The organism is Streptomyces sp. NPDC059255, assembly GCF_042752355.1.
Taxonomy (GTDB): Bacteria; Actinomycetota; Actinomycetes; order Streptomycetales; family Streptomycetaceae; genus Streptomyces.
In genome coordinates this window covers 1-19,448 of record NZ_JBHYZP010000015.1, presented here as the reverse complement: position 1 = coordinate 19,448, position 19,448 = coordinate 1, and the positions used below count along the sequence as shown (strand labels likewise).

Below are 19,448 nucleotides of genomic sequence, written 5' to 3'. Positions count from 1 at the left end.
GATGCTGGCCCCTGCCGACCACGGGGAAGTCGACAGAGGCCAGCACAGGGGCGCGTGTCGCACACGTCGCGCCCCTTCCGGCGCATCTCTGGCTCATGCGGTGCGTGCCGTCCTTCGATGCGCCGGGGTCTCTGGCTACTCGGCCCGCACTACCAGGGCGAACGACGTACAGATGCGCCGGAACCCCTTGTGTCCACTACGGCCGGTGTGGCTCATGCAGTCCACATCGACGGCCGCGCTGTCGGTCGACGGCTGCGCCGTCCACTTGCACCACAAGCACTCTGCTTCGTACGTCACTTCGGTATCAGGATGCTCCGTGATTCGATGCAGCACGTACCGAAACAGAGACCGGCTCACCTTGGCCGCCGTGTCTTGTGCGGGTGATTCCTGATCTCCACATCAGCATCCGTCGCCGCCGACAGGTCGCCCCTATCCCGTGCCTCCATGCGTTGTCCGGCCAGTGCCTCACAGACACCGCAACCAACCGCCGGTTTCGGGGGTGGAAGGGGAAGGGTCAGGTGTACCGGTCCGGTCATGGTCGTCTGCCTTTCGCTCACACCGTGCGCCTTCCCGCTCCGCCGTCTTCTGGAAGGCCATAGTGTCTCGCGTCGCTAGTCTTGACCTAGCCGGTTTCCCGTTCGCGCAAAAATCCATCCCGGATGTCCGTCAGCATCGATCGCATATCGTCACCGGTAAGCGCCACGGATGCGAAGCGATCGAACTTATCGACGTACAGGGAAACGTCCCGTGGATCGGTAACGATTACCTCTGCGTGAGTTGTCTCAACGGTCACCATGCGATCGTCTCGAATAACGAAAGAGTGTCCCGGCACGTCTTGCTGCGGACGGCGCAGCGGAACAACACGAACATCTACGTTCGACAGGCGAGAAACAGAAACGATCCGGTCCAACTGTCCAACCATCATGGGCGGCGGGAGAATACGCCAGTGCAGTACCGGTTCCGTAATGACGAAACGCAGGGTCTTGCTCATGTCGTACAAGACCGCCTGGCGCTCGATCCTCGCACCGACAGTCCGCGATAGCTGATCCTCGCTTAGCCCCTTTCCTCGCAGTACCGCACGCACATACTCCGGAGTCTGCAAAAGGCCAGGGACTAGAGAAGGCTGGAAGAGGCGAAGGGTTTTCATCGACTCTTCCAGTGCCCGGATCTGCTCCTGCTTGCGATGGAAGCCCATGCGCCTGAACAGTCGCCACGCCGTCGCCTCCGTGGCCTGTGCGCGGGCCGCAGCCATGTACTCGGCCTTGACCTCCGCCGAAACTTCCAAGGCTGTCAGGATGCGTTCTACGTCCACCACTGTTGGAGCCACGTGGCCGTTCTCGATCTTCGACAGCTTCGCGTTAGACATGACAGCGCTACGGGCCACGGCCTTAGCTTCCTTACCGGATGCCAGCCGGAGCGCCCGCAGCGCCGCGCCGAGTTCTGTTCTATTCACACGCCGTACTTTGCCCACCATGCAGCGAACGGCTCCGCGTGAGCCAACGCAGTATCCCGGTAGCGGACGAATTCTGAAGCCGTACCGGCCGGCCGGAAATCCGGCCCAAGGAAAGTCCCGCTCTCGTCATAGTTCATGACGACAGGCGCAGCCTCATCGAATAGCCAGAAGTCCGGCGCCTCACTCAGAGGGTTGGGTTTATCCGTGACGTCGAGGATGAAGAACTCCTCACCCCCGGTCATGTTCTTGGTGTACCCCCAACCAAGTTCATACCGGAGATAGTCCGTCAGTGGCCGAGTCACGATGTGAACTCGATACATGCGCTTCCCTGCCTGCGTAGCAGTGCGCACCGTCTCCACCCACCCGGCGTTATAGTCCGCAGGCTGCGGCTCACCCGCCAGGAAAGCACGCAGGTTCTCAGCACTCGACGGGATGTTGTAATCGTCGAGGATCTCCAGCCGGAAAGCTTCCCTTTCGAAAGTCTTGAAGCGCTCCGCCAGGTTGCTAGATGAGCTGATCACGAATCGCCTTTCGGATTAGTTCCATGGGGATCTCGACCAGGGTTTCGTGTGCGGGAATCTGTAGCCCGTGGTCGGTTGGCACTTCCCCCTGCACCAGGAGCGTCCCCCTGTCCGTCGCGTACAGCGTCGGGCAGTCCCCGTTCTCGCAGGTCGTAACTAGCTCTCGAACCTTCACGCCTTACCCCCTGGTCTCGGTCGTCCGGTGTCGTGCCCCATCGTCCCGACCACCAGGAGGGCACGACAAGGGGTTCGGTTTTCCAGAACGGGAAACCGCCTTGAACTCCTCAGCAGCAAGGCAAGGAGCAGCCCCAGCCTGTCCCGTACGGAGCGTTCTCACACCGCCCGCCTAATCCTTGACGCCACGGGCTCACAGGCCGTCTCGCGGCCCCTGAGTGCAGCCTCGAAGGCCATCACCCAAGACAGCAGAAAGCGCCCGGACGGATCCAGTCCGGGCGCCCCCGAGTTCCTACACCCACTCCACGGCCGAGACGATGCGCCCGCCGTCTCGCCGAGGAGCAGGGAGCGGCGTTCGCCGCAGCGTGCGCGAAGCCTGCTCACGCTGCCTCGCCCCGAGCCCTCGAAGGATCTCGGCCCGCTCCGTATCGGTCATGCCCGCGAGCGACTCAGCCATCCGACGGACAGCATCTCCGCTGGTCACTAGGGCTTCTTGACCGTCAGCGGGAGCATCTTCTTGCCGCTCTCGCTCAGTTGTGGCCATGTGTCGAACTGCGGGCAGACCCCGCAGTCGAAGCACGGCGTCCAGCGGCAGTCCTCGACCTCGGTCTCGTCCAGCGAGTCCTGCCAGTCCTCCCAGAGCCAGTCCTTGTCGAGCCCCGAGTCCAGGTGGTCCCAGGGCAGGACCTCCTCGTAGGTGCGCTCGCGTGTCGTGTACCAGTCGACGTCCACGCCGGACTCCGGCAGCGTCTTGTCCGCACACGCGATCCAGCGGTCGTACGAGAAGTGCTCGCGCCAGCCGTCGAACCGGCCGCCGTCCTCGTACACCGCCCGGATGACCGCGCCGACGCGGCGGTCGCCACGGGAGAGCAGGCCCTCGACGATGCCGGGCTTGCCGTCGTGGTAGCGGAAGCCGATCGAGCGGCCGTACTTCTTGTCGCCGCGGATCTTGTCGCGCAGCTTGACCAGCCGGGCGTCGGTCTCCTCGGCGCTGAGCTGCGGCGCCCACTGGAACGGGGTGTGCGGCTTGGGGACGAAGCCCCCGATGGAGACGGTGCAGCGGATGTCGTTCTGGCCGGAGACCCGGCGCCCCTCGGCGATGACGTTGACGGCCATGTCGCCGATCTGGAGGACGTCCTCGTCGGTCTCGGTGGGCAGTCCGCACATGAAGTACAGCTTCACCTGGCGCCAGCCGTTGCCGTACGCCGTGGAGACCGTACGGATCAGGTCCTCCTCCGAGACCATCTTGTTGATGACCTTGCGCAGCCGCTCGGAGCCGCCCTCGGGGGCGAAGGTCAGACCCGACCTGCGGCCGTTCCTGGTCAGCTCGTTGGCCAGGTCGACGTTGAACGCGTCGACGCGGGTGGAGGGCAGCGAGAGCCCGATCTTGTCGGCCTCGTAGCGGTCCGCGAGTCCCTTGGCGACGTCCGCGATCTCGCTGTGGTCGGCGGAGGAGAGGGAGAGCAGTCCGACCTCCTCGAAGCCGGTGGCCTTCAGCCCCTTGTCGACCATCTCGCCGATGCCGGTGATGGAGCGCTCGCGCACCGGGCGGGTGATCATGCCGGCCTGGCAGAAGCGGCAGCCCCGGGTGCAGCCGCGGAAGATCTCCACGGACATCCGCTCGTGCACGGTCTCGGCGAGCGGCACCAGCGGCTGCTTGGGGTACGGCCACTCGTCGAGGTCCATGACGGTGTGCTTGGAGACCCGCCACGGGACACCGGAGCGGTTCGGTACGACGCGGCCGATGCGGCCGTCCGGGAGGTACTCGACGTCGTAGAAGCCCGGGACGTAGACGCCGCCGGTCCGCGCGAGCCGGAAGAGGAGTTCCTCGCGGCCGCCGGGGCGGTCCTCGGCCTTCCAGGCGCGGATGATCTCGGTGATCTCCAGGACCGCCTGCTCGCCGTCGCCGATGACCGCGCAGTCGATGAACTCCGCGATCGGCTCGGGGTTGAAGGCCGCGTGGCCGCCCGCGAGCACGATGGGGTGGTCGACGGTACGGTCCTTCGCGGCCAGCGGGATCCCGGCCAGGTCGAGGGCGGTGAGCATGTTCGTGTAGCCCAGCTCCGTGGAGAAGCTCAGCCCGAAGACGTCGAACGCGGAGACGGGGCGGTGCGCGTCGACGGTGAACTGCGGCACCCCGTGCTCGCGCATCAGCGCTTCGAGGTCCGGCCAGACGCTGTAGGTGCGCTCGGCGAGGACGCGCTCGCGCTCGTTCAGCACCTCGTACAGGATCATGACGCCCTGGTTGGGCAGTCCGACCTCGTACGCGTCCGGGTACATCAGCGCCCAGCGGACATCGGTGTCGTCCCACTCCTTGACGGTGGAGTTGAGCTCACCCCCGACGTACTGGATCGGCTTCTGCACATGCGGGAGCAGAGCTTCGAGCTGTGGGAAGACCGATGTGACAGGCATCACGGAATCTTTCGTGGGCTGACAGGTGTGGACCGGCAGGCTGGGCGGACAGGGGCGGCCTCCCAGCCTAACGCGGCCGGAAGCACCCGCCGCTCGCCCGCCCTCGCGAGACGCGTGCGGGGCCCGCGCGCGATCCCGCAGGCCGTCCCGCGCGGCCGTCCTGCCCGGAGCCCGGCTCAGCGGCCCCCTAGCCGGGCGCGGAGTGCCGGTTCCGACGCCTCCGCCCACACCTGCGGCAGCTCGCGCTCCCGCCGGTCGGCCAGCGCCTCCTCCCGCCCGTACAGCAGCCCCCAGACGAACGCGGATTCGCCCGCCGTGTGCGCCCGGGCCGCGAGATCGCGCAGCACCTCGCGGGCCACGACGCTGTCCTGGTGGTCACCGAGGAGCGTCTGTACGGCCTTGATCCGCCGCGCGAACCGTTTGGCGGGCTTCCCCAGGGCGGGGGTGGCCGCCTCCGCCGCGTACCGAGCCCGTTTGGCGGCCTTGCGGGCGTTGTGCAGCGCCAGGTCGCGTTCCGGTCCCTGCGGCAGCGCGAGCGCGGTCTCGATCCGCGCCGCGAGGCGGTCGTACGCCCGGTTGATCCGCCCCGGGAGCACCTTCTCCGGCGCCTTCGCGGCGCCCGGCCGCAGGGGCGGGGCCGCGAGCAGCGCGTCGAGGGTGGCGAGGAGGGTCAGATAGCGCTCGCTGTCGAGTACGGCGACGGTCCTGGCCCGGGAGCCGGTGCGCCCGCCGGCCGTCCAGATCCGCAGCCGGGCGCGGACCGGGCCGAGCAGCAGGGTGCCGGGCACGGCGTCGACATGGGCGGCCAGCCGCTCGCTGAGGACCTCGTGGTCACGGTCGACGCCCAGCTCGGCGGCGAGCCACTTCAGCTCCTCGCCGACGGGGTCGGTGACGGCCCGGTCGAGGACCGTGCGGTACGTGCGGAACGCGGAGCGCAGCCGGCGGGTGGCGACGCGGAGCTGGTGGACGGAGTCAGGCAGGTCGCGGCGGACGGCGGGGTCCTGGGCGACGATCGCGGTGACCTGGTCGCGCAGGTAGCCGAGGATGTGGTCCCCGGCGGTGACCGGCGCGGCCGGGGACCCGGCCGCCGCCCGCCCGCCCGTCGCGAGCGCCCTGCCGAGTTTCGAGGCGGCGGTGGCCGGGCGCAGTCCCGCCTTGCGGAGCTTCTTCTCGACGGCGTCGAGGACGGCGGGATCCGCGCCGTCGGCCAGCTCCACCTCGACCTCGGTCCAGGTGGTGGCGGCGGGTTCGCGGCCGGTGCCGGGCAGGCGCCGGGCCCGTACGGTGTCGACGGCGACCTCGGCGAGCTGCGCGCCGTCCGCGTCGAGCAGCGCGGTCACCGCGCGTGCGGTGCGCAGCCGTACGACGGGGATCAGCTCGGCGTCCCGGACGCGGGAGCGGACGAGCCCGGCGAGCTCGGGCGGGAGGGTGTCGGAGAGCGGCGCCCTGATCTCGTCGCGGATGCCGGCGGCGACGGGGAATTTCAGATGCCAGCCCGCGTCGTCGCCGCCGGTTCTGCGGCGCAGGGTGAGGGCGTCGGCGTACAGCCGCAGGCCGGGGGTGTCGTAGTAGACGGCGTCGAGGTCCTGGACGCCGTGGTCACGGGCGACGGCGACCCCTCGGGCGCCGGTGAGGTCCGGCAGTGCGGGCGCCCCCTCGGTGTCCTGGCCCGCCGGGCCCGCGTCGGTGTCCGGGGGCTCCGCGTGGTCCGGTCGCTCGGGTAGTTCGTACTTTCGCTCGATCTCACGCTTGCTGTCCGCCATGTACCGAATTTAGCCGTCAGGGGTGCCTTCGGGCACCCCCGCGACCGGACCGGCGGGCTCGGGTCATGCCGTTATGGGCCGCTGGACCCGGATGGACTGGAGCAGGCCGACCGCTATCCAGACGGCGAACATGGAGGTGCCTCCGTAGGACACGAAGGGCAGCGGAAGCCCGGCGACGGGCATGATGCCGAGCGTCATCCCGATGTTCTCGAAGGACTGGAAGGCGAACCAGGCGATGATCCCGGCGGCCACGACCGTCCCGTACAGCTCGGTCGTCTCGCGGGCGATCCGGCAGGCGCGCCAGAGGATGACACCGAGGAGGACGAGGATGAGCCCGGCGCCGAGGAAGCCCAGCTCCTCGCCCGCGACCGTGAAGACGAAGTCGGTCTGCTGTTCGGGGACGAACTGGCCGGTGGTCTGCGAGCCGTGGAAGAGCCCGGTGCCGGTGAGTCCGCCGGAGCCGATGGCGATGCGCGCCTGGTTGGTGTTGTAGCCGACGCCCGCCGGGTCCAGCTCGGGGTTGGCGAAGGCGGCGAAGCGGTTGATCTGGTACTCGTCGAGCACCCCGAGCGCGGCGACCGCGACGGCGCCGGCCACGCCCGCGCCGACCAGGCCGATGATCCACCGGTTGGAGGCGCCGGAGGCGAGCAGGACGCCGAGCACGATGACCGCCATGACCATCACCGAACCGAGGTCCGGCATGAGCATGACGATGACCATCGGCACCACCGCGAGGCCGAGGGATTTCGCGACGGTGCGGTGGTCCGGATGGAGCTGGTCCCCCGCGTCCACCCGTTCCGCGAGCATCATCGCCATGCCCAGGATGATCGTGATCTTCACGAACTCGGAGGGCTGGAGGGTGAAGCCCCCGCCGATCACGATCCACGAGTGGGCGCCGTTGATCGTCGCGCCGAGCGGGGTGAGGACCAGCAGGACCAGCGCCACGGAGAGCGCGTACAGCACGGGGACCGCGCCGCGCAGGGTGCGGTGCCCGAGCCAGACCGTGCCGATCATCAGGGCGACCCCGATACCGGCGTTGAGGAGGTGGCGGAAGAGGAAGTAGTACGGGTCGCCCTGGTTGAGCTGGGTGCGGTTGCGGGTCGCGGACCAGACCAGAAGGGAGCCGAGGACCGACAGGGCGAGCGCGGAGAAGAGCAGCGGCCAGTCGAGCCGCCGCACCATCGAGTCACGGGCCGAGAGCCTCGCCCAGGTCCCGCGCTCCGGCCCGTAGCCGGAGACCGAGAAGCCGCTTGTACCGGCCATCGCTCAGTCCCTCCGGCCCGGCGCCGCGGGCGGACCCGCCAGTGCCTGTTCGTCGGCCGGGAGTTCGGGCTCCGGCTCGTACGGTGCGACCTTCGGGGCGTCGATCGAGCCGTCCGGCTGGATCGTGGGCAGTGCGGTGCGCGGGGTGGGCATGAGCGCCTTCGTGAGGTTCTGGTCGCCCTTCTCGTTCAGTCCGTACATCGCCTCGTATATCTTCCGGACGGCCGGCCCGGAGGCTCCGGACCCCGTACCACCCTGGGCGATCGTCATGACGATCGTGTAGTCCTCGGTGTACGAGGCGAACCACGAGGTCGTCTGCTTGCCGTAGACCTCGGCCGTACCCGTCTTGGCGTGCATCGGGATCTTGTCCTGCGGCCAGCCGCCGAACCGCCAGGCGGCGGAGCCACGGGTCGCGACGCCCGCGAGGGCCTCGTCGATCTCGTCGCGTGTCTTCTTGTTCATCGGCAGCTTGCCGTGCGACTTCGGCGGAATCTCCTCGACGTGCTTGCCGTCGGGGCTGATGACGGCCTTGCCGACGGTGGGGTTGTAGAGGGTGCCGCCGTTGGCGATGGCCGAGTAGATGGTGGCCATCTGGATCGGGGTGACGAGCGTGTCGCCCTGGCCGATCGAGTAGTTGACGGAGTCACCGGCGCGCATCAGGTTGCCTTCGAGGCAGCCTTCGTAGGCGAGCTGCTGGACGTAGGTGCCGCCCTTCTTGCCCTGCTTGCACCAGCCGGCCTTGTTGGCCTCCCAGAACTTCTGCTTCCACTGGCGGTCCGGGACGCGTCCGCTGACCTCGTTGGGGAGGTCGATGCCGGTCTCCTTGCCGAGGCCGAACTGGTGGGCGGTCTTGTAGAACCAGTCGTTGGCGTTCTTCTTCGGCTTGGTGCCGCCGTCCTTCTGCCACTCCTTGTGGGCGAGGCCGTAGTACACGGTGTCGCAGGAGACCTCCAGGGCCCGGCCGATGGTGATCGCGCCGTACCCCTTGGACTCGAAGTTCTTGAAGACCTGGCTGCCGACGTTGTACGAGCTGGGGCACGGGTAGTTGCCGTCGAAGGGGTAGCCCGCGTTGACGGCGGCGGTCGACGACACGACCTTGAAGATCGAGCCGGGGGCGGCCTGGCCCTGGATCGCGCGGTTCAGCAGTGGGAAGTTGGAGTTCTTGCCGGTGAGCCGCTGATAGTCCTTGACTGAGATGCCGCCGACCCAGGAGTTGGGGTCGTACGTCGGCTGGGAGGCCATCGCGACGACCCGGCCGGTCTTGGCCTCCATGACGACGACGGCGCCGGAGTCGGCCTTGTAGTTCTCGTTGGTGTTGCGGTCCAGCTCCTGGCGGGCGGCCTTCATCGCCTCGTTCAGCTCGTACTCGGCGACGGCCTGGACGCGGGCGTCTATCGAGGTGACGACATTGGCGCCGGGTTCGGCCCGGTCGCTCTGCGCCTGGCCGATGACCCGGCCGAGGTTGTCGACCTCGTACCGGGTGACGCCGGCCTTGCCGCGGAGCTGCTTGTCGTACGTGCGCTCCAGCCCGGAGCGGCCGACCTGGTCGGAGCGGAGGTACGGCGAGGCGCTGTTCCGCGCCTTGGTGATCTCCTCGTCGGTGACGGGCGAGAGATAGCCGAGGACCTGGGCGGTGTTGGCGAGTCCCGGCGCGGGGTAGCGGCGTACGGCGGTGGGCTCCGCGGTGATGCCGGGGAAGTCCTCGGAGCGCTCGCGGATCTGGAGCGCCTGCTGGGTGGTGGCCTTGTCGGTGACGGGGATCGGCTGGTAGGGCGAACCGTTCCAGCAGGGCTGGGGGGTCTTCGCGTCGCAGAGCCGGACCTTGGCCATGACGTCCTGCGGCTTCATGCCGAGGACCTCGGCGAGGGCGGTCAGGACGCCCTTGCCGTCGTCCTTCATCTTCATCATCTCGGTGCGGCTGACGGAGACGACGAGGCGGGTCTCGTTGTCGGCGAGCGGAACCCCGCGCGTGTCGAGGATCGAGCCGCGGACGGCGGGCTGGATGACCTGCTGGACGTGGTTGTTCTTGGCCTCGTCCGTGTACTCCTGGCCGTTGCGGACCTGGAGGTACCAGAGCCGGCCGCCGAGGGTGAGCAGGAGCGAGAAGACGAGGACCTGGATGACGACGAGCCGGATCTGGACCCGGGGGGTCCGCCCGGTCTCCGGGATGTTGCTCACTGCGACCCCCCACGGGCGCGACGGACGGTGTGGGCGCTACGAACGGTGCGGGCGGTGCGGGCACTACGGGCGGTGCGGATGAACGGTGCTGTCGCTGTCACAGCCGCTTGACCCCCTTGATCCGTCCGGCTCGCGCCGCGCGGTTACGGGCGCTGCGCAGCCGCAGTCCGCCGCGCTGGCCGCCGATCCGCAGCCCGGTGCCGGACGTGGCCCAGCCGGAGGCCATGTCGCCGGCCCCGCTGTCCCGGGACTCGGCGAGCGGGTCATTGTCGGCGCGTCTGGCCAGCGCCATGACGAGCGGGACGACGAACGGGGCGAGCAGCAGGTCGTAGATCGCGGCGGTGAGGATCAGCCCGCCGAGGCCGACATGGCGGGCGGCGGTGTCACCGACGAGGGCTCCGACGCCCGCGTACAGCAGGGTGGAGCAGATCGCCGCGGCGACGACCGCGGTCATCGGGGCGAGCGCCGAGCGGATCTGGCCCTTCTCGGGGCGTACCAGTCCGGCCGCGTAGCCGATGACGCAGAGGACGAGGGCGTACCGTCCGGCGGCGTGGTCGGCGGGCGGCGCGAGGTCGGAGAGCAGACCGGCGCCGAAGCCGATGAACGCGCCGCCGACGTGCCCGTACACGAAGGCCAGGGCGAGGACGACGAGGAGCATCAGGTCGGGTACGGCGCCGGGGAGCTGGAGCCGGGCGAGGACGGAGACCTGGACGACGAGGGCGACCACGACCAGGGTGGTCGAGAGCAGAATCCGGTTGAAGCGCATGGGGATCAGCCCTACTCCTGGTCGTCTGCCGCTTGGCCGTTGCCGTTGCCCGTGTCACCCGCGCCGGGATCGGGGGCGGCATCGGGATCGGCGCCGGGGGTGGCTCCGGTGATGGGGGTGGCGTTCCCGTTGACGTCGAGATTGCCGTCGGCCTCGGCGTTGACGTCCACGTTCCCGTCGCCGTCCGGCGAGGGGGTGACCGTCACGGTGACGGTGGGCGTCGGGACGGGCTTGGACTTGGGCGGCAGCACCGTGTCCCGCGGGTCCTCGCGGGGCGCCTCGACGACGACGCCGACGATGTCCAGCTTGGTGAAGCCGACGAACGGCCGCACCGAGAGCGTACGGGTGAGGTCGCCGCCGGAGGGGTCGACGCGGACGACCTCGCCGACCGGCACGCCGGGCACGAACGGCTTGTCCTTGCTGGATCCGAAGGTGACCAGCCGGTCGCCCTTCCGGATCTTCGCCTTGCCGTTGAGCAGCTGTACGGAGAGCGGCCGGTCGCCCTGGCCGGTGGCGAAGCCGAGTTCGTCGGAGCCCTCCATCCGGGTGCCGACGGTGAACCCGGGGTCGTTGGCGAGCAGGACGGTGGCGGTGTTCGGGCCGACGGTGGTGACCCGGCCGACCAGGCCGTCGCCGTTGAGCACGGTCATGTCGCGTGCGATGCCGTCGTCCCGGCCCATGTCGATGGTGACCGTCCAGGAGAAGCCCTGGGCCGCTCCTATGGCGATGACCTGGGCGCCCTTGATGCCGTACTGGCCCGCGCCGGCCCGCTGGAGCATCTTGTCCAGCTCGCGGACCTGGCTGCGGTTGCGGGCGTCGCTGCCGAGCCGCTGCTTCAGCTCGGTGTTCTCCCGTTCCAGGGCGGCGATCCGGGTGTGCCGCGAGCCGGAGTCCCGTACGGCTCCTATGGCGTTGCCCACCGGGTTCACCGCCGCCGCGACACCGTTCTCCACCGGACCGAACACCGTGGCGGCGGCCTGGCGCGCGCCGTCGACGGGGGAATCCTCACCGCCGCGGATGTCCACCGTGATCAGTGCGAACGCGATGGCGATCAGCAGCACCAAGAGCAGACGGCTCTCTCGTGTGTCCCTCACGTGCGGCGGCCGTGCCTTCCTCGTAGGAATGGGTGGTATCTGTCGGTCGGTGGCGCGGGTATGCCCGTGTATGTCTGCGTATCTCAACGAGCTGCCGGAATCAACGATCCGCCGGACGGGAGGTCCTGCACCCGTTCGGCGGATCGTGGCGGTTCCGTCACCGGCGGGGCTGGGCGTCCAGTACCTGCTGGAGCGCTTCGAACTCCTCGACACACTTACCGGATCCCAGCGCGACGGAGTCCAGCGGATCCTCCGCGATGTGGATCGGCATGCCGGTCTCCCGGCGCAGCCGCTCGTCGAGACCGCGCAGCAGGGCGCCGCCGCCGGTGAGCACGATCCCGCGGTCCATCACATCGCCGGAGAGCTCGGGCGGGCACTTGTCGAGCGTCGTCTTCACGGCGTCGACAATCGCGTTGACCGGCTCCTCGATGGCCTTGCGGACCTCGGCGGCGGAGATGACGACGGTCTTCGGCAGGCCGGAGACCAGGTCACGGCCGCGGATCTCGGTGTGCTCGTCCTTGTCGAGGTCGTACGCCGACCCAATGGTGATCTTGATGCTCTCGGCGGTCCGCTCACCGAGGAGGAGCGAGTACTCCTTCTTGATGTGCTGGATGATCGCGTTGTCCAGCTCGTCGCCGGCGACGCGGATGGACTGCGCCGTGACGATGCCGCCGAGCGAGATGACGGCGACCTCGGTGGTGCCGCCACCGATGTCGACGACCATGTTGCCGGTGGCCTCGTGAACGGGGAGTCCCGAGCCGATGGCCGCGGCCATCGGCTCCTCGATGATGTGCACCTGACGCGCGCCCGCCTGCGTGGACGCCTCGATGACCGCGCGGCGCTCGACCCCGGTGATACCCGAGGGCACGCAGACGACGACGCGCGGGCGGGCCAGGTAGCGGCGCTTGTGGATCTTGAGGATGAAATAGCGCAGCATGCGCTCGGTGATCTCGAAGTCGGCGATCACGCCGTCCTTCAGCGGCCGGACGGCAACGATGTTGCCCGGTGTCCGGCCGATCATCTTCTTGGCTTCGGAGCCGACCGCGAGAATGCCGCCCGTGTTGGTGTTGATGGCGACCACGGACGGCTCGTTGAGTACGATCCCGCGGCCCCTGACGTACACCAGCGTGTTGGCGGTCCCGAGGTCGACAGCCATGTCACGGCCGATGAACGACATGTGGTTCCCCATGAGGATGCGTCTGGCCTTCCCAAGCGTTGACGGCTTATCAGGACGGCGAGGTGGGTGCTGTGGCGTGGAGGCTTCCATCGTAGTGCCGTCGGAGCGACGGCGGCTCGCTGGCCCACCTCTGTAACGGTGACGAATTGTTGGACCGACTCGTTCCCGGAAGTGGCCTGGATATACCCAAAGGCGACCGAATTCCTTCGGTCGCCCCAGGTCGTCAGCGCCGTTTGGCTGACACTCGGTCAGGAAAGACCCGGGAAAAAGATCTTCAGTTCCCGAATGGCGGACTCCTCGGAGTCCGAGGCGTGGATCAGGTTCTCCCGGACGATGGTCCCGAAGTCCCCCCGGATGGACCCAGGAGCCGCGGCGATCGGGTCAGTGGGACCGGAGAGCGCGCGGACCCCCTCGATGACCCGCTCGCCCTCGACGACGAGCGCGACGACGGGGCCCGACGCCATGAACGCGACCAGCGGCTCGTAGAACGGCTTGCCCTTGTGCTCGCCGTAGTGCTGCTCCAGCGTGTCCTGGTCGAGCGTGCGCAGTTCCAGCGCGATCAGGGTCCAGTCCGCCTTGCGCTCGATCCGGCCGATGATCTCGCCGACGAGATGACGGCGTACGGCGTCGGGCTTGAGCAGGACGAGCGTGCGCTGGCTCACTGTACGGGCTCCTTCTGTGGGAATGCGGGGTGCCGGGAACCGGGCCTCGGAGGCGCGATCCGGGACCTCAGAGGCTACAGGGCACCCCGCACCACCGGTTACGCAGCGTCAGCCTCTGCTGATGCCTGCGCGGCCCAGCGGGCCTTCGCCTCGTCGATCACCCGGCCGTAGTGCACCGAGGCCCACCACAGCGCGGCGAACAGCACCCCCAGCACGAACATCGCCGGGACCACGAAACCGCTCGCGACCAGGCCCACCTGGAGCGCCCAGCCCAGCTGGACCCCGCCGGGGCGGGTGATCATCCCGCAGAGCAGCAGCGAGAACAGCATGGCGACACCGCAGACCGTCCAGACCGTGCCCACCGACAGGTCGTCCGACTTCATGGCGACCAGACCGGCGAACCCGATCACGAAGAACTCACCGATCAACGTCGACGCACAGAGTGTTCGCACCGAATTCAGCCCCTCTTCAGCAGCAGCCGGGCCTCGCCGACCGTGATCACGGACCCGGTCACCAGCACCCCGGCGCCGGAGAACTCGGACTCCTCCTCCGCGAGCGTGATCGCCGCCTCCAGCGCGTCGTCGAGGCGCGTCTCCACCTGGACGCGGTCCTCGCCGAAGACCTCGACGGCGATACCCGCCAGCTCGTCCACGTCCATCGCGCGATGGCTGGAGTTACGCGTGACCACGATCTCCGTGCAGATCGGCTCCAGCGCCTCCAGCACCCCGCGGACGTCCTTGTCGTCGCTCGCCCCCACCACACCGATCAGCCGGCTGAAACCGAACGACTCGGTGACCGCGTCGGCCGCGGCGCGCGCGCCCGCCGGGTTGTGCGCCGCGTCCAGCACCACCGTCGGCGAGCTCCGTACGACCTCCAGCCGGCCCGGCGAGGACACCGACGCGAACGCCTTGCGGACCGTGTCGAGGTCGAGCCGCCGCGCGTGCTGGGCGCCGATCCCGAAGAACGCCTCCACCGCCGCGAGCGCCACCGCCGCGTTGTGCGCCTGGTGCGCCCCGTACAGGGGGAGGAAGATCTCCTCGTACTCACCGCCGAGGCCGCGCAGCGTCAGCAGCTGGCCGCCGACCGCGATCTCCCGGGCGGCCACCCCGAACTCCATGCCCGCGCGGGCCACCGTCGCGTCCATGTCGACGGCCTTCTTCAGCATCACCTGGGCGGCGTCCACCGGCTGCTGCGCCAGGACGACCGTCGCCCCGTCCTTGATGATCCCGGCCTTCTCCGCGGCGATCTCACCGGGTGTGGAGCCGAGCCGGTCCGTGTGGTCCAGGTCGATCGGGGTGACGACGGCGACCGACGCGTCGATGACGTTCGTCGCGTCCCAGGTGCCGCCCATGCCGACCTCGACGACACCGACGTCCACCGGGGCGTCCGCGAACGCCGCGTACGCCATCGCCGTCAGCACCTCGAAGAACGAGAGCCGGTACTCCTGCATGCCGTCGACCATCTCGACGTACGCCTTGATGTCCTCGTACGTCTCGATGAAGCGCTCGGCGGGGATCGGGGCCCCGTCCAGGCTGATCCGCTCGGTGATCGACTGGACGTGGGGGCTGGTGTAGCGGCCGGTGCGCAGATCGAACGCGCCGAGCAGCGCCTCGATCATCCGGGCCGTGGACGTCTTGCCGTTGGTGCCGGTGATGTGGATCGTCGGGTAGGCGCGCTGGGGGTCGCCCAGCACGTTCATCAGCGCCTCGATCCTGGCGCGCGACGGGTCGAGCTTCGTCTCGCCCCAGCGCCCCGCCAGCTCCTGCTCGACGGCGCGCAGGGCGCGGTCCACCTCGGGGTCCTCGGGACGGGCCGGGACACCGTCGCCCCCCGGCTGCCCGCCTTGGGTGCGCAGCGTACGGCTGCCGGCCTCGATCACCGCGAGGTCGGGGTCTCGGTCGGTCGCGGCGGTGGTGATCTCGTCGAACGCGTCGGACTCGTCGAACGCGTCGGACTCGTCGAAATTACTGTCGTCGCCGGGCTGGTCGGAAGGACGGTGCTCGCTCACGGGGCCAGTCTACGGAGGACCACCGACACCGGCTCCGGCGCGCCCCTCCCCCGGCGGCCCGGACGCCCCCGCAGGACGACGGATCCCCCCGACCGGTGCCGGTCAGGGGGATCCGTTCCATGCCGTACGGGAACGTACGAGCGAGGGCGTCAGCTCTCCGGGAGCGCCGCCACCTGCGCGGTGAGTCGCTCGATGTCCGCCTCCGCCTTGGCGAGCCGGCCGCGGATCTTGTCGACCACGTTGTCCGGCGCCTTGGCGAGGAACGCCTCGTTGCCGAGCTTCGCGAGCGCCTGCGCCTTCTCCTTCCCGGCCGCGCCGAGGTCCTTCGTCAGCCGCTTGCGCTCCGCCTCGACGTCGATGGTGCCGGAGAGGTCCAGCGCGACCGTGGCGCCCGCGACCGGCAGCGTCGCCGTGGCCTGGAACCCCTCGCCCTCCGGCTGGAGCCGCAGCACCTGGCGGACGGCCGCCTCGTGCGCGGCCAGCGGCGTACCGGAGAGGTCCAGGCGCGCCGGGACCTTCTGGCCGTCCTGGAGACCCTGGTCGGCGCGGAACCTGCGGACCTCGGTGACGACCTGCTGGAGGTGCACGATCTCCCGCTCGGCCGCCGCGTCCCGGAACCCGCTGTCGGCCGGCCACTCCGCGACGACGACGGACTCCTTGCCGGTGAGCGTGGTCCACAGCGTCTCGGTGACGAAGGGGATGACCGGGTGGAGCAGGCGCAGGGTGGTGTCCAGGACCTCGCCGAGGACGCGTCCGGAGACCTTCGCGGGCTCGCCGCCCGCGAAGAACACCGTCTTGGACAGCTCGACGTACCAGTCGAAGACCTCGTCCCACGCGAAGTGGAAGAGGGCGTCGGAGAGCTTCGCGAACTGGTAGTCCTCGTAGTACGCGTCGACCTCGGCGACCACGGCGCCGAGCCGGGAGAGGATCCACCGGTCGGTGGCCGACATGTCGGCCGGGTCGGGCAGCGGCCCCTCGACGGTCGCGCCGTTCATCATCGCGAAACGCGTGGCGTTCCAGACCTTGTTGGCGAAGTTCCGGGACCCCTGGACCCAGCTCTCGCCGATCGGGACGTCCACACCCGGGTTGGCGCCGCGCGCGAGGGTGAACCGGACCGCGTCCGAGCCGTACCTGTCCATCCAGTCGAGCGGGTTGACCGTGTTCCCGAAGGACTTCGACATCTTCTTGCCGAACTCGTCACGGACCATGCCGTGCAGCGCGATGGTGTGGAACGGCGGGGTGCCGTCCATCGCGTACAGGCCGAACATCATCATCCGGGCGACCCAGAAGAAGAGGATGTCGTAGCCGGTGATCAGAACGGAGTTCGGATAGAACTTCTCCAGGCTCTCGGTCCGTTCCGGCCAGCCCAGCGTGGAGAACGGCCACAGCCCGGACGAGAACCAGGTGTCGAGGACGTCCGTGTCCTGCGTCCAGCCCTCGCCGGTCGGCGCCTCCTCGTCGGGACCGACGCAGACCGTCTCGCCGTCCGGCCCGTACCAGACGGGGATGCGGTGGCCCCACCAGAGCTGGCGCGAGATGCACCAGTCGCGGAGGTTGTCGACCCACGCGAAGTAGCGCGGCTCCATCTCCTTCGGGTGGATCGCGACCCTGCCGTCGCGGACCGCGTCGCCGGCGGCCTGCGCCAGCGGACCGACCTTGACCCACCACTGCATGGACAGCCGGGGCTCGATGGTCGTCTTGCAGCGCGAGCAGTGCCCGACGGAGTGGCTGTACGGGCGCTTCTCGGCGACGATCCGGCCCTCGGCCCGCAGCGCGGCGACGATGGCGCTGCGCGCCTCCATCCGGTCCAGGCCCTGGAAGGGGCCTGGGACGGTGATGACGGCGCGCTCGTCCATGACCGTGATGTTCGGCAGGTTGTGGCGGCGGCCGATCTCGAAGTCGTTCGGGTCGTGCGCCGGGGTCACCTTGACGGCGCCCGTGCCGAACTCCGGGTCGACGTGCTCGTCCGCGACGACCGGGATCGTACGGTCGGTGAGCGGCAGCTTGATCTGCTTGCCGACGAGGTGCGCGTACCGGGCGTCGTCCGGGTGGACCGCGACGGCCGTGTCCCCGAGCATCGTCTCGGCGCGGGTCGTCGCGACGACGACGGAGTCGTCGCCGTCCCCGTACCTGAGCGAGACCAGCTCGCCGTCGTCGTCCTGGTACTCGACCTCGATGTCGGAGATCGCGGTGAGACAGCGCGGGCACCAGTTGATGATGCGCTCGGCGCGGTAGATCAGCTCGTCGTCGTAGAGCTTCTTGAAGATCGTCTGGACGGCCTGCGAGAGACCTTCGTCCATGGTGAAGCGCTCACGCGACCAGTCGACGCCGTCGCCGAGGCGGCGCATCTGGCCGGAGATCTGCCCGCCGGACTCGGCCTTCCACTGCCAGACGCGCTCGACGAACGCCTCACGTCCCAGGTCGTGCCGGGACTTGCCGTCCTTGGCCAGTTCGCGCTCGACGACGTTCTGCGTGGCGATGCCCGCGTGGTCCATGCCGGGCTGCCACAGCGTCTCGTACCCCTGCATGCGCTTGCGGCGCGTGACGGCGTCGATGAGCGTGTGCTCGAAGGCGTGGCCCAGGTGCAGGCTGCCGGTGACATTGGGCGGCGGGATGACGACGGCGAAGGGAGGCTTCTCGCTCTTCGCGTCCGCCTCGAAGTAACCGCGGTCCACCCAGCGCTCGTACAGCTTCCCCTCTACCTCGGCCGGGACGTACTGGGTCGGGAGTTCGGGGTTGCTGGCTGGCTGCTGCTGTGGATTCTCGGTCACGGGGCTCAGTTTAGAGGTGTCACAGCGGTGTACTGAAACGAGTTGTCATGTAACGGTGCAGCCCCCGGCGGCCCGCGCGGCCGCCTCTTCCGTCAGGATGTCGGTAAAGGATAAAAATCGAGGGGACAGCGCACATGAGCTACAACCAGCCGGGCCCGTACGGCGGGCAGCCTCAGCAGCCCGGACCGTACGGTCAGCCGGGCCCGTACGGCCAGCAGCCGCCGCAGGGACCGCCGCAGCCCGGCTACGGTTACCCGCCGCAGGCCCCCCAGGGCGGCGCGCCCCAGCAGCCGCCGTACGGCTACCCGCAGCAGGGCGGGCCGAACCCGTACGCCCAGCAGCCCCCTGGCCCGTACGGTCAGCAGACCGGCCAGCAGCCCCCGTACGGCGGCGGCGCCTACCCGCCTCCGCCGGGTGCCCCGAAGAAGAAGACCGGGCTGATCATCGGGGTCTCCGTGGTGGCGCTCGCGGTGATAGCCGGCGGCGCGTACTTCCTGACGTCGGGCGGGGGCGGCGGCTCGGTCGCGGACGACGGCAAGAAGTACGAGCTGACGACGCCGGCGACGGTGCTGAACGGGGAGTTCTCCAAGGACGGGGACACGTCCGGCAGCACCTCCTTCACCGACAGCGACAAGAAGGAAGCCGAGGGGTGGGGAATCGCCGACCCCGAGAACGTCACCGGCGCGTACAAGGCCGGCGCGGGCACCACGACGAAGAAGCTCCAGTTCAGCGGTGTTTACGGCACCATCGACGACCCGGCGGCGGTCGTCGACGAGATGTTCGCCAAGTCGACGGAGAAGTCGCAGAGCGCCGGCGGCGACAGCAGCGGCGCCGGGAAGGTCGAACTCGTCGGCGAGCCGAAGGAGTTCACGCCCGACGGGTTCGAGAACGGCATCATGAAGTGCCAGGAGATGAAGGTCGGCCTGGGCACCGGCGCCACCGCGGGCACCCCCAGCAGCGTCACCGCGCCGGTCTGCGTGTGGGGCGACCACAGCACGGTCGCGTACGTGGTCTACAGCGACGCGGCCGGTGTCCTCACCGGCAAGAGCATGCCCCTGGAGGACGCGGCGACGCAGGCCGCGAAGCTGCGCGACGAGGTCCGCACCGAGATCAAGTAGCGGAGCCCGTACGGGAACGGGCCCTACGGGAGCGGCCCGTACGGCCCGGCGTACGACGAAGGGGCGCCCGGCCGGATCGGATCCGGCC

At 69.3% G+C, this 19,448-nt stretch carries 15 protein-coding genes; 1 reads left to right on the top strand and 14 read right to left on the bottom strand.

What is annotated here, in order from left to right; translation table 11 throughout:
- Window positions 1-622 precede the first annotated feature (622 nt).
- From ACFXKG_RS18985 to ACFXKG_RS18920, 14 genes are all read right to left on the bottom strand, one after another.
- The gene (locus tag ACFXKG_RS18985) at window positions 623-1,453 is read right to left on the bottom strand and encodes a helix-turn-helix domain-containing protein (protein WP_384839914.1); all 831 of its coding nucleotides are present in this window, start codon (window positions 1,451-1,453) and stop codon (window positions 623-625) included.
- A complete protein-coding gene (locus ACFXKG_RS18980) occupies window positions 1,450-1,974 on the bottom strand; it encodes a DUF6879 family protein (protein WP_384839911.1) in 525 nt (174 codons plus the stop codon). Before ACFXKG_RS18980 ends, ACFXKG_RS18985 begins: the two co-directional genes overlap by 4 nt.
- Window positions 1,958-2,149 carry a hypothetical protein gene (locus tag ACFXKG_RS18975; RefSeq protein ID WP_384839908.1) on the bottom strand — a complete coding sequence of 64 codons (192 nt, stop codon included), beginning with the start codon at window positions 2,147-2,149 and terminating at the stop codon, window positions 1,958-1,960. The genes ACFXKG_RS18980 and ACFXKG_RS18975 overlap by 17 nt, the downstream gene beginning before the upstream one ends.
- Window positions 2,150-2,631: 482 nt before the next feature.
- A complete protein-coding gene (locus ACFXKG_RS18970) occupies window positions 2,632-4,560 on the bottom strand; it encodes a TIGR03960 family B12-binding radical SAM protein (protein WP_384839905.1) in 1,929 nt (642 codons plus the stop codon).
- A 176-nt stretch (window positions 4,561-4,736) separates the two neighbouring features.
- Window positions 4,737-6,323: a CHAD domain-containing protein gene (locus ACFXKG_RS18965; RefSeq protein ID WP_384839902.1), complete on the bottom strand. Its 1,587-nt coding sequence runs from the start codon at window positions 6,321-6,323 to the stop codon at window positions 4,737-4,739.
- 63 nt (window positions 6,324-6,386) lie between these two features.
- Window positions 6,387-7,586 (bottom strand): rod shape-determining protein RodA, encoded by a 1,200-nt coding sequence (gene rodA, locus ACFXKG_RS18960; RefSeq protein ID WP_384839899.1) that lies wholly within the window; start codon window positions 7,584-7,586, stop codon window positions 6,387-6,389.
- A gap of 3 nt (window positions 7,587-7,589) precedes the next feature.
- Window positions 7,590-9,764, bottom strand: a complete 2,175-nt coding sequence (gene mrdA, locus ACFXKG_RS18955; protein WP_384839896.1) for a penicillin-binding protein 2 — start codon at window positions 9,762-9,764, stop codon at window positions 7,590-7,592.
- A gap of 97 nt (window positions 9,765-9,861) precedes the next feature.
- Complete coding sequence (mreD, locus tag ACFXKG_RS18950) at window positions 9,862-10,530, bottom strand: rod shape-determining protein MreD (protein WP_365813819.1); 669 nt, start codon at window positions 10,528-10,530, stop codon at window positions 9,862-9,864.
- 11 nt (window positions 10,531-10,541) lie between these two features.
- The gene (gene mreC / locus ACFXKG_RS18945; RefSeq protein ID WP_384839892.1) at window positions 10,542-11,624 is read right to left on the bottom strand and encodes a rod shape-determining protein MreC; all 1,083 of its coding nucleotides are present in this window, start codon (window positions 11,622-11,624) and stop codon (window positions 10,542-10,544) included.
- Window positions 11,625-11,781: 157 nt separating this feature from the next.
- Window positions 11,782-12,801 (bottom strand): rod shape-determining protein, encoded by a 1,020-nt coding sequence (locus ACFXKG_RS18940; protein ID WP_329827104.1) that lies wholly within the window; start codon window positions 12,799-12,801, stop codon window positions 11,782-11,784.
- A gap of 248 nt (window positions 12,802-13,049) precedes the next feature.
- Window positions 13,050-13,463, bottom strand: coding sequence for a nucleoside-diphosphate kinase (gene ndk, locus ACFXKG_RS18935; RefSeq protein WP_365813822.1), 414 nt, complete (start codon window positions 13,461-13,463; stop codon window positions 13,050-13,052).
- A gap of 98 nt (window positions 13,464-13,561) precedes the next feature.
- The gene (locus ACFXKG_RS18930) at window positions 13,562-13,915 is read right to left on the bottom strand and encodes a DUF4233 domain-containing protein (protein WP_382897683.1); all 354 of its coding nucleotides are present in this window, start codon (window positions 13,913-13,915) and stop codon (window positions 13,562-13,564) included.
- A gap of 5 nt (window positions 13,916-13,920) precedes the next feature.
- Window positions 13,921-15,471: a bifunctional folylpolyglutamate synthase/dihydrofolate synthase gene (locus ACFXKG_RS18925; protein ID WP_384839888.1), complete on the bottom strand. Its 1,551-nt coding sequence runs from the start codon at window positions 15,469-15,471 to the stop codon at window positions 13,921-13,923.
- Between the two features lie 149 nt (window positions 15,472-15,620).
- On the bottom strand, window positions 15,621-18,242 hold the full coding sequence (locus ACFXKG_RS18920) for a valine--tRNA ligase (RefSeq protein ID WP_384839885.1): 2,622 nt from the start codon (window positions 18,240-18,242) through the stop codon (window positions 15,621-15,623).
- Between the two features lie 134 nt (window positions 18,243-18,376).
- Between ACFXKG_RS18920 and ACFXKG_RS18915 the strand changes: the two genes are divergently transcribed.
- Window positions 18,377-19,360, top strand: a complete 984-nt coding sequence (locus ACFXKG_RS18915) for a hypothetical protein (protein ID WP_384839881.1) — start codon at window positions 18,377-18,379, stop codon at window positions 19,358-19,360.
- Window positions 19,361-19,448: the final 88 nt, after the last annotated feature.